Source organism: Citrobacter sp. BIDMC107, from assembly GCF_001037575.1.
Taxonomy (GTDB): Bacteria; Pseudomonadota; Gammaproteobacteria; order Enterobacterales; family Enterobacteriaceae; genus Citrobacter; species Citrobacter freundii.
Genome location: NZ_KQ089848.1, coordinates 1,114,306 through 1,128,188, shown reverse-complemented (window position 1 = coordinate 1,128,188; position 13,883 = coordinate 1,114,306). Strand labels below are relative to the sequence as shown.

The following is a 13,883-nucleotide window of genomic DNA, read 5'->3' as shown; positions in this document are numbered from 1 at the left end:
ATTTTCAATCGCGTGAGTTGTTGAAAATTGCTAAAAACCCGGCAATTTCAGGCTTTCGCTGGGTAAACAGCGTCACGATATCTTCAACGGCCTTACCCGCGCCGAACTTATGCCAGGCAAGGCTTAAGGGGGAAGGAGGACGCATAGTGGGGATGATATTGCTGACCAGATGCCCGCTATCCAGTAAAGGTTGGCATATCGGTTGCGGAACGAATCCAATGCCCACTCCTGCAAGATGCGCTGCGAGCTTGGTTTCCATGTCCGGTACGATGATCTCTTTTTGACCGGGAAGGCGCCACGCGACACGTTTGCTCAGCGTCCGCGCGCTGTCCTCAATGTTAATCGCCGGAAAACGGCGCAGTTGGGCTTCTGTTAATGGACCGCTCGCGTCTGCCAGCGGATGATCTGCTGACATAACAAATCGCCACTGAACAGAACCCAAAGGATCGAGGGTAAAGGTGTTGGCCATCGGTTCCGTGCCGGTAACGCCGATAGCCAACGAGAATCCTTCATACAAGAGTGAATCCCACACGCCCATATAAATTTGCCGGGAAAAGTGAAACTGAGTAAAGGGATAGCGCGCGTTAAGCCAGGATAACAGACGAGCGACGGCTTCAGGGCTGTACAGTAGGTTGTTAACCACAATATTCACCTGGCGCTCTACGCCGTCGTTCACTTGCTGCAATTCGCTGGGCATGCTGTCCAGCCAGGCGAGCCAGTCTTTTGCCTGTGAAAGAAGGTGAGACCCTGCGGCGGTTAACGTCACGCTTCGGGTTGTACGAAAAAACAGCGCGACACCGGTGTTTTCTTCCAGAAGCTTAATACGATAGCTGATCGTGGCCGTGGTTTTACACAAGCGCTCCGCCGCCCTGGAGAAACTCCCCGTTTCGGCGACGCCGATAAAGGTACGCAGTGTTTCCGGGTCAAACATCGTCAGCTACTCCCTTAATGATCTTCTACAAGCATGATTTCTTTTTCTCTGATTTATAAGTATTTTTGCATAATGGCCTTGTTCAAATTGTGGTCTAAATCTAATTTTGGAAAATTTTTCCAATTTTTGTGTTGATGTTAAATCACGAAGGTTTTAGATTGCATGGTATTGAAGCCGCTATGTGTTCTGGTCGCGGTTCAACGGAATTCAGTTACAAGGAAATAATGATGAAACTTGAGGTCTTACCGTTAAATCAGCACACGTTCAGCGCCTATGGTGATGTCATTGAGACGCATAAACGTGATTTTTTTCATATCAATGATGGGCTTGTTGAGCGTTATCACGATCTGGCCAATGTGGAGATCCTTAATCAGGATCGCACCCTCATCAGTATCAATCGCGCGCAACCGGCAGCAATGCCAATTGTTGTGCATGAGCTGGAGCGCCACCCGTTAGGCACCCAGGCATTTATGCCAATGAATGGCGAAGCGTTTGTGGTGATTGTCGCACTCGGTGAGGACAAACCTGACCTTTCCACCTTAAAAGCCTTTATCACCAATGGCCAACAAGGCGTGAATTATCATCGAAATGTCTGGCATCACCCGCTGTTTGCCTGGCAAACCGTCACCGATTTTCTGACGGTCGATCGCGGTGGCAGCGATAATTGTGATGTTGAAAGTATCCCGACGCATGAGCTCTGTTTTGCGTGACGCTTTCGGCCTTCTTGCTTAATATGCGCATATTGTTCATTGTTTATGCTCATATTTTGGGCCGGAGTAAACGTAGTGGAGACGGAAGTAAGACGGCGCGGCAGGCCTGGACAGGCGGAGCCGGTTGCGCAGAAAGGCGCTCAGGCGCTTGAGAGAGGCATTGCGATTTTGCAGTACCTCGAAAGAAGTGGAGGCAGTTCGTCAGTGAGCGATATTTCCGCCAGTCTGGATTTGCCGCTCTCTACGACCTTTCGCTTGTTGAAGGTTTTACAGGGTGCTGATTTTGTCTATCAGGACAGCCAGTTAGGCTGGTGGCACATCGGTTTAGGCGTATTTAACGTGGGCTCCGCGTATATTCATAATCGCGACGTCCTGTCGGTAGCCGGACCGTTTATGCACCGATTAATGCTGCTGTCAGGCGAAACGGTTAATGTCGCGATTCGCAATGGCACCGAAGCGGTGTTGATTGGTCAGAAGGAGTGCAAATCGATGGTCAGAATGTGCGCACCTTTAGGCAGTCGTATGCCGTTACATGCTTCCGGTGCGGGAAAAGCGCTGCTTTATCCGTTGATGGAAGAAGAGTTAATGGACATCGTCGTGAAAACGGGGTTACAGCAGTTTACGCCGAACACGTTGGTGGATTTTCCTACTCTGCTGCGCAATCTGGAACTGGCGCGTGACAATGGTTATATCGTCGATCACGAAGAGCATGTTATTGGTTTGAATTGCATCGCATCAGCTATCTATGACGATGCAGGCAGTGTCGTTGCTGCCATCTCTATTTCGGGGCCCGCATCCAGACTGACAGAAGATCGTTTTATCAGTCAGGGGGAGCTGGTACGGGATACTGCACGAGATATCAGTACGGCGCTGGGTTTAAAAGCCCCCGTAGCTTAAGTCGCAACCCGCTCAGAGGAGCGGGACTTTTTTGGATTTTTTCAAAGTTGGAAAATTTTTCCAATAAATAGAGGTAGAAAGAAAATGGCAAAAATGAGAGCCGTTGACGCGGCAATGTATGTGCTGGAAAAAGAAGGTATCACCACCGCATTTGGGGTTCCGGGGGCGGCAATTAACCCGTTCTATTCCGCAATGCGTAAGCACGGAGGCATCCGTCACATTCTGGCTCGTCACGTTGAAGGCGCTTCCCATATGGCGGAAGGCTATACGCGTGCAACGGCAGGAAACATTGGCGTCTGCCTTGGCACCTCTGGACCGGCAGGCACTGACATGATCACTGCGCTGTATTCCGCTTCTGCCGATTCTATTCCTATTTTATGCATCACCGGCCAGGCGCCTCGCGCTCGCCTGCATAAGGAAGATTTTCAGGCTGTTGATATTGAATCTATTGCCAAACCGGTCAGTAAAATGGCGGTAACGGTGCGTGAAGCCGCGCTGCTTCCCCGGGTTTTGCAGCAGGCATTTCATGTCATGCGCTCTGGTCGTCCTGGTCCGGTATTGATCGATTTGCCTTTTGATATTCAGGTTGAAGAAATCGAATTCGATCCAGACATGTATGAACCGCTGCCAGTCTACAAGCCTGCGGCCAGCCGTAAACAGATTGAGAAAGCGCTTGAAATGCTGATTCAGGCTGAGCGCCCGGTCATCGTGGCTGGAGGCGGGGTGATTAATGCTGATGCCAGCGAACTGCTGCAACACTTTGCTGAATTAACCCACGTACCGGTAATTCCTACGCTGATGGGCTGGGGATGCATCCCGGACGATCATGAGTTAATGGCAGGAATGGTGGGTTTGCAAACGGCGCATCGTTACGGCAACGCCACGCTGTTGGCCTCCGATATGGTGTTCGGTATTGGTAACCGTTTTGCTAACCGACACACCGGTTCCGTCGCGAAATATACCGAAGGTCGCAAGATCATTCACATCGATATTGAGCCGACGCAAATTGGCCGAGTCCTGTGTCCGGATTTAGGTATCGTTTCGGATGCCAAAGCCGCGTTGACTTTGTTGATTGACGTTGCTCAGGAGATGCAGAAAGCTGGACGTTTACCTTGCCGGAATACCTGGGTTGATGAATGCCAGCAGCGTAAGCGGACGCTCCTGCGTAAAACACACTTCGACAATGTCCCGGTTAAACCGCAGCGTGTGTATGAAGAGATGAATAAAGCCTTTGGCCGTGATGTCTGCTACGTCACGACTATTGGCTTATCGCAAATTGCCGCCGCGCAAATGCTGCACGTATTTAAAGATCGTCATTGGATCAACTGCGGTCAGGCAGGCCCTCTGGGCTGGACGCTGCCGGCGGCATTAGGGGTTTGTGTGGCCGATCCGGCGCGTAATGTTGTTGGGATTTCCGGTGATTTTGACTTCCAGTTCCTGATCGAAGAGCTGGCGGTGGGTGCACAGTTCAACATTCCTTACATCCATGTACTGGTCAACAACGCCTATCTCGGCCTGATTCGCCAGTCTCAACGCGCTTTTGATATGGATTACTGCGTCCAACTGGCGTTCGAAAACATTAACTCCAGCGAAGTAAACGGCTATGGCGTCGATCACGTCAAAGTGGCAGAAGGACTCGGCTGTAAAGCCATCCGCGTATTTAAACCTGAAGATCTTGCTCCAGCCTTTGAACAAGCCAAAGTACTGATGGCGCAGTACCGCGTTCCGGTTGTGGTCGAAGTGATCCTTGAGCGCGTGACCAACATCTCTATGGGCAGCGAGCTGGATAATGTCACCGAGTTTGAAGAGATTGCAGACGGTGCGATGGATGCGCCAACCGAAACCTGTTTTATGAAATACGAATAGAAGGGGTGACAGATGTTACGTTTCTCAGCCAATCTTTCCATGCTGTTTCTGGAATACAGTTTTCTTGAACGCTTCGATAAAGCGGCACAATCGGGGTTTCGTGGCGTAGAGTTTATGTTTCCCTACGATTACGACATTGATGTATTAAAGGAAAAACTGCAGACCAATCAGCTGGAGCATACGCTGCACAATCTCCCGGCAGGAGACTGGGCAGCGGGTGAGCGGGGTATCGCCTGTATTCCGGGTCGCGAAGAAGAATTTCGCGATGGTGTCGCGGCAGCTGTTCGCTATGCTAAAGGGCTCGGTAATAAGAAGATCAATTGTCTGGTGGGTAAAACACCCGCGGGTTTTTCTGCCGAACAGATCCAGCTGACGCTGGTGGAAAACCTGCGCTATGCGGCAAATATGTTAGCGAAAGAAGATATTTTATTGCTGATTGAGCCGATCAACCATTTTGATATTCCTGGATTCCATCTCACCGGAACTCAGCAGGCGCTGGCTTTAATAGATTGCGTCGGTAGCAATAATATCAAGATACAGTACGACATTTACCATATGCAGCGTATGGAAGGGGAATTAACCCAGACCATGACCACATGGGCAAATAAAATAGGTCATTTGCAAATTGCCGATAACCCTCGTCGCGGAGAGCCGGGAACCGGTGAGATTAATTATGACTTTATTTTTAAGTTTATCGATAAATCAGGTTATGACGGATGGGTTGGTTGTGAATATAAACCACTAACCACCACCGAAGCGGGATTATCGTGGATTAATCAATATCGATAATTTGTAAGGAATTTCAGGCATCGCCATTTTTTCCACTTTGCTGGAAGGGGATCGTGTTGCCTGAATTCGGGAAAACCGACAGAGATATATGAGGTTAAAAATGAAACTGGGATTTATTGGCCTGGGTATTATGGGTTCGCCAATGGCTGTCAATCTGGCTCGCGCCGGACATCAATTGCATGTCACGACCATTGGTCCGGTTGCGGACGAATTGCTGTCATTGGGGGCAGTTAATGTTGAAACTGCGCGTCAGGTAACTGATTTCGCAGACATCATCTTCATAATGGTTCCCGACACGCCGCAGGTAGAAGAGGTACTTTTTGGCGAACAGGGTTGTGCCAAAACCGTATTGCAGGGAAAAACCATTGTCGATATGAGTTCTATCTCTCCTATCGAAACTAAACGTTTTGCGAAACAGGTTAATGAATTGGGCGGGGATTATCTCGATGCGCCCGTCTCTGGCGGGGAAATTGGCGCTCGCGAAGGTACTTTGTCCATTATGGTTGGCGGTGAGCCAGATGTATTTGCACGGGTCAAACCGCTATTTGATATTTTGGGTAAAAATATCACGCTGGTTGGCGGTAATGGTGATGGTCAAACCTGTAAGGTGGCAAACCAAATTATCGTTGCCTTAAATATTGAAGCGGTTTCAGAGGCGTTAGTCTTTGCTTCGAAAGCTGGCGCGGATCCTGTTCGTGTACGTCAGGCATTAATGGGCGGATTTGCCTCTTCCCGTATTCTGGAGGTTCATGGCGAGCGGATGATCAAGCGCACATTTGAGCCTGGTTTCAAAATTGCATTGCATCAAAAAGATCTCAATCTTGCATTACAAAGCGCCAAGGCACTGTCATTGAATTTGCCTAATACGGCAACCTGTCAGGAGTTATTTAATACCTGTGCCGCGAATGGAGGGAGCCAGTTGGATCACTCGGCTATGGTTCAGGCGTTGGAATTAATGGCAAATCATAAATTGTCATGATCATTGGTATCGCTGCAATTACTGCAGCGATACATTTTAATCAGACACACTTTAGAAAGGTGCATGTCATGAGTGAAAAGAAAACATCCGGTATTGAATACTGGAAGAAGATTGTCGTCGTAATGAGTCTGGGCTGGGTGGCAATATGGATATATCGCACCGTGCTCACGCCTATTTATCCTGAGATCCAGGCATCACTGGGCAATGTCAGCAATGCTGAAATAGGTGCTATCGCCAGTTTCTATTTCTTCGCCTATTGCAGTATGCAAATTCCCTGTGGAATTCTGGTTGATAAGTTTGGCCAGAAAATTATGCTGATGTGTGGGTTTACGCTGTTTATTATTGGTACGCTAAGTATTGCAAAAGCCACTGGGCTGGTGATGATTTATGCGGGTTCGCTAATGGCGGGCGCGGGCTGCGCTTCGTTCTTTAGTTCTGCGTATTCACTCTCTTCGGCAAATGTCCCACAGGCTCGTCGGGCACTGGCTAACGCCATTATTAATAGCGGCTCAGCAATTGGGATGGGAATCGGGTTAATCGGTTCCAGCGTGCTGGTAAAAAGCATGAGCATGGCCTGGCAAAATGTGTTGTTCCTGGTTGCTGCTATTCTGGTGGTGATGCTGTGCGTATTCACTCTGGTTATCCGTGGTAAGGTAAAAAATGAAGTACCTGCTGCAGACCAGAAAATTCAAACGGTAACGGCGTCAGAAGAAAAGAGTCCGCCGCTGTTTTCAGGTCTGTTATGTAGCGTGTACTTCCTCTACTTCTGTACCTGCTATGGCTATTACCTGATCGTGACCTGGCTTCCGTCTTATCTGCAGACCGAAAGAGGATTTGATGGCGGCGCAATTGGGGTGGCCTCGGCGCTAGTCGCCGTGGTGGGTGTCCCGGGCGCATTGTTCTTTAGTCATCTGTCCGATAAGTTTCGCAACAGCAAAGTCAAAGTCATTCTTGGTCTGGAAATTATGGCCGCCGCAATGCTGGTATTTACGGTGCTATCGCCGAATACCACTATGCTGATGGTCAGCCTGACTCTGTACGGTTTACTGGGCAAAATGGCGGTCGATCCGATTCTGATCTCCTTTGTTTCTGAGCAAGCGTCGTCAAAAACGTTGGGCAGAGCATTTAGCCTGTTTAACTTCTTTGGCATGAGCTCAGCGGTTATTGCGCCAACATTAACCGGATTTATTTCTGATTTGACTGGTTCTAAAGAAATAAGCTTTGTGATCTCCGCTTGTCTGGTTGTTACCGGAACGCTTATTTTTGCGGCCGTTACGTTATATAAAAAGAAAGCAACGACAGTCATTGCTTCAGCATAAAAACATAATTAAAACTATTTAACTTATTCCTTTATTGTTTTTGTTCCGCATAGCTAAACCCATTACAACGTTATCCGATACGTGACAAGAGGGATTTATGGAACATCAAAGAGATCTATACCAACAACGTGGTTATAGTGACGATTTATTACCAAAAACGGCCGAGCAACGAAACTGGAAAACATTCAACTATTTTACATTATGGATGGGTTCTGTGCATAACGTACCTAATTACGTTATGGTTGGCGGATTCTTTATTCTTGGGCTTTCTACATTCAGCATTATGCTGGCTATTATTATTAGTGCAGTGTTTATTGCGTTAGTTATGGTAATGAACGGTGCAGCCGGAAGTAAATACGGCGTACCTTTTGCCATGATTTTGCGGGGCTCGTATGGTGTCCGTGGAGCGCTATTCCCAGGATTATTAAGAGGGGGGATTGCCGCAATCATGTGGTTCGGTCTACAGTGTTACGCCGGATCGCTGGCCTTTCTTATTTTGATTGGCAAGATATGGCCAGGGTTTTTAACGTTGGGCGGTGACTTTACCTTATTGGGGCTTTCTCTGCCGGGGCTGATTACATTTCTTATTTTTTGGCTCATTAACGTCGGTATTGGTTTTGGTGGTGGTAAGGTATTAAACAAATTTACCGCAATCCTCAACCCCTGTATTTATATTGTATTCGGCGGGATGGCTATCTGGGCGATATCACTGGTAGGAATTGGACCGATTCTGGACTACATTCCCGGTGGTGTGCAAAAGGCGGGCAACAGCGGATTCCTGTTCCTGGTAGTGATTAATGCAGTCGTTGCAGTATGGGCCGCTCCGGCGGTAAGCGCATCCGACTTCACGCAAAATGCCCACTCATTTCGTGAACAAGCGTTGGGTCAGACGCTGGGGCTAATTGTCGCATACGTGCTATTTGCCATTGCCAGCGTGTGTATTATCGCCGGAGCCAGCATTCATTACGGCATGGATACGTGGAATGTTCTGGATATCGTCCAGCGTTGGGACAGCTTATTTGCTTCGTTTTTTGCGGTACTGGTTATTTTGATGACGACAATCTCTACGAATGCCACTGGTAATATTATTCCGGCTGGTTATCAGATTGCCGCTATTGCACCTACTAAATTAACGTATAAAAATGGTGTATTGATTGCCAGTATTATTAGTTTGCTGATTTGTCCGTGGAAGTTAATGGAAAATCAGAGCAGTATTTATCTGTTTCTGGATATTATTGGTGGAATGCTTGGTCCAGTTATTGGCGTTATGTTAGCGCATTATTTTGTCGTGATGCGCGGTAAGATTAATCTTGATGAATTATATACCGCCAGCGGTGATTACCAATATTATGAAAACGGATTTAATCTGACAGCTTTCTCCGTAACGTTAGTGGCAGTCATTCTTTCACTGGGGGGTAAATTTATTCCTCTCCTCGAACCGTTATCGCGAGTGTCGTGGTTTGTTGGCGTTATTGTCGCATTTATCGCCTATGCCTTGCTGAAGAAAAGAACGGTTGCTGAATCAGCCGGAGCGCAAAAAGCCACAGGGCAGATGTGATGAAATCAGTAAGCGCTTATTTAAGCGTGAGTTATTTATAAAAATTATCTGTATCCATACAAGGAGTTCGTTATGTCTTTTGATTTAATTATTAAGAACGGTACTGTTATTTTAGAAAATGAAGCTCGTATTGTTGATATTGCCGTCCACGCTGGAAAAATCGCCGCCATTGGCGAGAATCTGGGGGAGGCGAAGCAGGTTATGGATGCGACGGGTCTGGTAGTTTCACCTGGTATGGTTGATGCGCATACCCATATCTCTGAGCCAGGTCGTACCCATTGGGAAGGGTATGAGACAGGGACGCGTGCCGCGGCAAAAGGCGGTATCACCACGATGATCGAAATGCCCCTCAACCAGCTGCCAGCAACGGTGGATCGTGAAACCATCGAACTGAAATTTGATGCGGCCAAAGGCAAGTTGACCATTGATGCCGCGCAGCTTGGGGGGCTGGTTTCTTACAACCTCGATCGTTTGCACGAACTGGATGACGTCGGTGTCGTTGGCTTTAAATGCTTTGTTGCCACCTGCGGTGACCGCGGTATCGATAATGATTTCCGCGATGTGAACGACTGGCAGTTCTACAAAGGCGCGCAGAAGCTGGCGGAAATGAATCAGACGGTACTGGTGCATTGCGAAAACGCGCTCATCTGTGACGAGCTTGGTGAGGAAGCTAAACGCGAAGGTCGCGTCACGGCGCATGACTATGTGGCCTCACGCCCGGTGTTTACCGAAGTGGAAGCGATTCGTCGCGTACTGTATCTGGCGAAAGTTGCTGGTTGTCGCCTGCATGTCTGCCATATCAGCAGTCCGGAAGGCGTGGAAGAAGTAACCCGCGCCCGTCAGGAAGGTCAAGATGTGACCTGCGAATCTTGCCCGCATTATTTCGTGCTGGATACCGATCAGTTTGAAGAGATTGGCACCCTGGCGAAATGTTCTCCACCGATCCGCGATCTGCAAAATCAGCAAGGTATGTGGGAAAAGCTGTTTAACGGTGAAATTGACTGCTTGGTTTCCGACCACTCTCCATGCCCGCCGGAAATGAAAGCCGGCAATATCATGCAGGCGTGGGGCGGCATCGCCGGACTGCAGAACTGCATGGACGTTATGTTTGATGAAGCCGTGCAAAAACGCGGTATGTCGTTGCCGCTGTTCGCGAAATTGATGGCAACCAATGCCGCCGATATTTTTGGTCTGAAGCAGAAGGGACGTATCGCCCCGGGTAAAGACGCCGACTTCGTCTTTATTCAACCTGACAGCAAATACGTTCTGAAGAACGAAGACCTGGAATATCGCCATAAAGTCAGCCCGTATGTAGGCCGTACAATTGGCGCGCGCATTACGAAAACCATTCTGCGTGGTGATGTTATTTATGACATTGAGCAGGGTTTCCCGGTATCGCCTAAAGGTCAATTTATCCTTAAACATCAACAATAATGTGATGTGAATTAATGCCCGTCATGTTGGCGGGCATTCTCTATTTTAAGGTATGAATATGCTTCCTGTTATTAACCGCGAAAGTTTGTTGTCCGGCTTTCAGTGGTTTTTCTTTATTTTTTGTAACACGGTCGTGGTCCCGCCAACGCTGGTTTCTGCTTTTCATCTTCCTGTCAGCAATCTGCTAATGCTCACGCAGTACGCTTTTTTAACAACGTCGCTGGCCTGTCTGGCGCAGGTAATTTGTGGCCACCGCCGCGCCATTATGGAAGGGCCCACCGGTTTATGGTGGGGAACCATTCTGACGATTACCCTGGCTGAGGCATCACGTGGGACACCGCTCAATGATATTGCTACCAGCCTGTCCGTTGGCATTGTGATTTCCGCTGTACTGACGATGATTATCGGCTTTAGCGGCTTAGGGCATCGATTAGCCCGGTTTTTTACCCCAACGGTGATGGTTTTTTTTATGCTGCTGCTCGGTGCGCAGCTGACCACCATCTTTTTTAAGGGCATGTTGGGATTGCCCTTTGGTATTGCGGATACCAGCGTCAAAATTCAACTGGCTCCCTTTAGTCTGGCCGTTGCCGTGATGTGCTTCATCCTTGCGATGATCATCTTTTTACCACAGCGGATCTCGCGCTATGCCCTGTTGGTGGGGGCGATAGTGGGATGGGGTCTTTGGCGATTGTGTTTTCCATCAATGACCTTGCCGGCTGGTGATTCAAGTTGGCAATGGTTTCCACTAGGTAGCCACGGTAAACTGTTACCGGGCATTATTTTGACGGCCGTGATCACTGGTCTGGTGAATGTCAGTAATACCTATGGGGCAGTGCGCGGCACGGACGTCTTTTATGCGCAGCAAGGCTCCAGCAGTTCGCGTTATCGCCGCAGTTTTATTATTTCCGGTTTTATGACGTTGGTGACAGTCCCTTTTGCCGTTATTCCATTTTCACCTTTTGTCTCTTCTATTGGCTTGTTAACACAGACCGGCGACAGCTCGCGAAAATCATTTATTTGCGGCAGTGTATTATGTTTATTCGTGGCGATAGTGACGCCGTTAACCCGCTTATTTTGCGCTATTCCGCTGGCGATCAGCAGTGCCGTGATGCTGGTTTCTTATCTTCCGCTACTCTATTCCGGCCTGGTTTTTAGCCAACAAATCACATTTACCGCACGCAATATTTATCGACTGGCGCTCCCGCTATTTGTCGGCATTTTTTTGATGGGGTTGCCTCCAGTTTATTTACAAGATCTTCCGCTGACGATTCGGCCATTACTGAGCAATGGTTTGTTGGTGGGAATTTTACTGGCGGTGCTTATGGAAAATCTCATTCCATGGGAACGCATTAAATAACATGATGAAAAAGGATTGATGATGAAAATTGTAATTGCGCCAGATTCATTTAAAGAGAGCTTAAGCGCTGACCAATGCTGCAAGGCAATTAAAGCTGGATTTTCAGCCATATTCCCGGATGCAGAATATATTTGTTTGCCGGTTGCTGATGGCGGAGAGGGAACTGTAGATGCAATGGTGGCGGCGACAGGCGGAAAAGTTATCACTGTGGAAGTCTGCGGGCCGATGGGGGAACAGGTTATGGGATTTTATGGCCTGACCGGGGATGGTAAGACCGCAATTATTGAAATGGCGGCGGCGAGTGGGCTGATGCTGGTCGAACCGCAGGCGCGCAATCCACTGCTGGCCTCAAGTTACGGCACTGGTGAACTGATTCGCCATGCGCTGGATACCGGTATTCGTCATATTATTCTTGGTATTGGCGGGAGTGCGACGGTTGATGGCGGTATGGGGATGGCCCAGGCGCTTGGCGTTCGTTTTCTGGATGCGCAAGGTGCGCCATTAAGCGCTGGGGGCGGGAGTTTGTCTCGCCTTGCGCGCATCGACCTGCAACACTGCGATCCGCGGCTGAAAGCGTGTCGCATTGACGTCGCCTGTGACGTTGATAATCCGCTGGTTGGCCCGCGCGGCGCGGCAAGAGTATTCGGCCCGCAGAAAGGGGCGACGGCAGAAATGGTTGAGAGGCTGGAAGAAGGGTTGCTCAACTATGCCCATGTGCTGCAAACGCTGACCGGCGAGGATGTTGCTCAGGTGGCGGGCGGCGGAGCGGCTGGAGGAATGGGGATTGCTGCGTTTATCTTCCTGCAAGCCAGCATGAAACCCGGGATCGAGATTGTGCTGCAGGCTGTACAGCTGGAGCAGGCAATCCAGGACGCGGCGCTGGTTATTACCGGCGAAGGGCGTATTGATTCGCAAACGGTCGGTGGCAAAGCGCCAATCGGTGTCGCGTCGGTAGCCATGCGGCATCATGTTCCCGTGATCGGCATCGCCGGGGTGTTGGGCGAAGGCGTAGAGGTGGTTCACGATCATGGTATCGATGCGGTGTTCAGTATTCTGCCGCGACTCGCGCCGTTAGCAGAAGTGCTGACAAACGGCGAAACCAATCTCTATCACTGTGCGCGTAATATCGCTTGTGCGATGAAATTGGGTCAGGTGGTGGCTCAGCGTTAAGCATAAAAAAAGCCACGGTATACACCGTGGCAAAACCCAACATAGCTAAATAAAAAAAGTATCATGAGGGCTATACGCTGTTAGATCTCAACATCCCGGTTGCAATCTTTGGAATAGATGTAGCTGAATGCTTCGCCACGACCCACGCCGTATCCGGCCTGCAGGGAATAAGCTCCCATAAAGATGTAGTCGCCTTTTTTCACCGGGATCCACTGATTGTCGAGGTTATAAACGCCCTGGCCTGAAAGAATATACGCCCCGTGTTCCTGGACGTGCGTTTCGATATAACCGTGGCTAGCGCCCGGCTCGAACGACAGAATGTGCATATTCATATCGAAGCCCAATTCTTTAGGCAGGAAATCCAGCAGGATCACGTCATCCATGCCTTCATAATGAATACGTTCTAACTGGTTGGTGTTACCGGAAACCAGCCACGGCGAATGACCTGCTACTGGCGTATAACGACGTTTGTATAAAAACAGCTGGCTGTCTTCAGCCTGGGCATTACTAAAGGTGAGCAGCTCGCCGGGCGGGCAATAAAGGTATCCACCCTGAGTTAAAGCGAATGTTTTACCCTCTGCTTTTGCTTCAATTTTGCCGGAGATAACATAGACGAACGTTTCAACGCCTTCGCCGCCGAAACCGCTCTGGTTACCACCGCTTTGGTGAACCGTTACCAGATAATCAACAAACGACGCGCCTAGTTTCGGCGTTGAGAGGATGGTGACGTCACAGTTTTCAAAACCCGGAATGATGTTTTTAACCAGTCCGTCCGGGGTTAGCAGGGCGAAGTTACCGTGTTTTACAATTGCGCGATTAGCCAGTAAATCATCGCGATAACCCGTAACGTTATTCAGATATCCCATGGGTGAC

The 13,883-nt window shown here is 49.1% G+C and carries 12 protein-coding genes; 10 read left to right on the top strand and 2 right to left on the bottom strand.

The window, feature by feature from the left end; all coding sequences use genetic code 11:
- Window positions 1–4: 4 nt before the first annotated feature.
- Entirely contained in the window at window positions 5–931 is a 927-nt protein-coding gene (gene allS / locus SK39_RS05360; RefSeq protein ID WP_003835779.1) for an HTH-type transcriptional activator AllS, read from the bottom strand.
- Between the two features lie 227 nt (window positions 932–1,158).
- Between allS and allA the strand changes: the two genes are divergently transcribed.
- The 10 genes from allA to glxK all read left to right on the top strand — a co-directional run bounded on the left by allA (window position 1,159) and on the right by glxK (window position 13,010).
- Window positions 1,159–1,641 carry an ureidoglycolate lyase gene (gene allA, locus SK39_RS05355; protein ID WP_003835778.1) on the top strand — a complete coding sequence of 161 codons (483 nt, stop codon included), beginning with the start codon at window positions 1,159–1,161 and terminating at the stop codon, window positions 1,639–1,641.
- Window positions 1,642–1,716: 75 nt separating this feature from the next.
- On the top strand, window positions 1,717–2,538 hold the full coding sequence (allR, locus tag SK39_RS05350) for an HTH-type transcriptional repressor AllR (protein ID WP_032936948.1): 822 nt from the start codon (window positions 1,717–1,719) through the stop codon (window positions 2,536–2,538).
- A gap of 84 nt (window positions 2,539–2,622) precedes the next feature.
- Window positions 2,623–4,404 carry a glyoxylate carboligase gene (gcl, locus tag SK39_RS05345; RefSeq protein ID WP_044712805.1) on the top strand — a complete coding sequence of 594 codons (1,782 nt, stop codon included), beginning with the start codon at window positions 2,623–2,625 and terminating at the stop codon, window positions 4,402–4,404.
- A gap of 12 nt (window positions 4,405–4,416) precedes the next feature.
- A complete protein-coding gene (hyi, locus tag SK39_RS05340) occupies window positions 4,417–5,193 on the top strand; it encodes a hydroxypyruvate isomerase (RefSeq protein ID WP_032936946.1) in 777 nt (258 codons plus the stop codon).
- A gap of 100 nt (window positions 5,194–5,293) precedes the next feature.
- A complete protein-coding gene (gene glxR, locus SK39_RS05335; RefSeq protein WP_003835774.1) occupies window positions 5,294–6,172 on the top strand; it encodes a 2-hydroxy-3-oxopropionate reductase in 879 nt (292 codons plus the stop codon).
- A 68-nt stretch (window positions 6,173–6,240) separates the two neighbouring features.
- The gene (locus SK39_RS05330) at window positions 6,241–7,491 is read left to right on the top strand and encodes an MFS transporter (RefSeq protein WP_003835773.1); all 1,251 of its coding nucleotides are present in this window, start codon (window positions 6,241–6,243) and stop codon (window positions 7,489–7,491) included.
- A gap of 97 nt (window positions 7,492–7,588) precedes the next feature.
- Window positions 7,589–9,049 (top strand): allantoin transporter, encoded by a 1,461-nt coding sequence (locus SK39_RS05325; protein WP_048216742.1) that lies wholly within the window; start codon window positions 7,589–7,591, stop codon window positions 9,047–9,049.
- Between the two features lie 72 nt (window positions 9,050–9,121).
- The gene (allB, locus tag SK39_RS05320) at window positions 9,122–10,483 is read left to right on the top strand and encodes an allantoinase AllB (RefSeq protein ID WP_044699426.1); all 1,362 of its coding nucleotides are present in this window, start codon (window positions 9,122–9,124) and stop codon (window positions 10,481–10,483) included.
- 58 nt (window positions 10,484–10,541) lie between these two features.
- The gene (locus SK39_RS05315) at window positions 10,542–11,840 is read left to right on the top strand and encodes a uracil/xanthine transporter (RefSeq protein WP_032936943.1); all 1,299 of its coding nucleotides are present in this window, start codon (window positions 10,542–10,544) and stop codon (window positions 11,838–11,840) included.
- 21 nt (window positions 11,841–11,861) lie between these two features.
- Complete coding sequence (glxK, locus tag SK39_RS05310; protein ID WP_048216741.1) at window positions 11,862–13,010, top strand: glycerate 3-kinase; 1,149 nt, start codon at window positions 11,862–11,864, stop codon at window positions 13,008–13,010.
- Between the two features lie 80 nt (window positions 13,011–13,090).
- Here glxK and allE read toward each other — a convergent pair whose 3' ends face one another.
- Entirely contained in the window at window positions 13,091–13,876 is a 786-nt protein-coding gene (gene allE, locus SK39_RS05305; RefSeq protein ID WP_003835769.1) for a (S)-ureidoglycine aminohydrolase, read from the bottom strand.
- Window positions 13,877–13,883 lie beyond the last annotated feature (7 nt).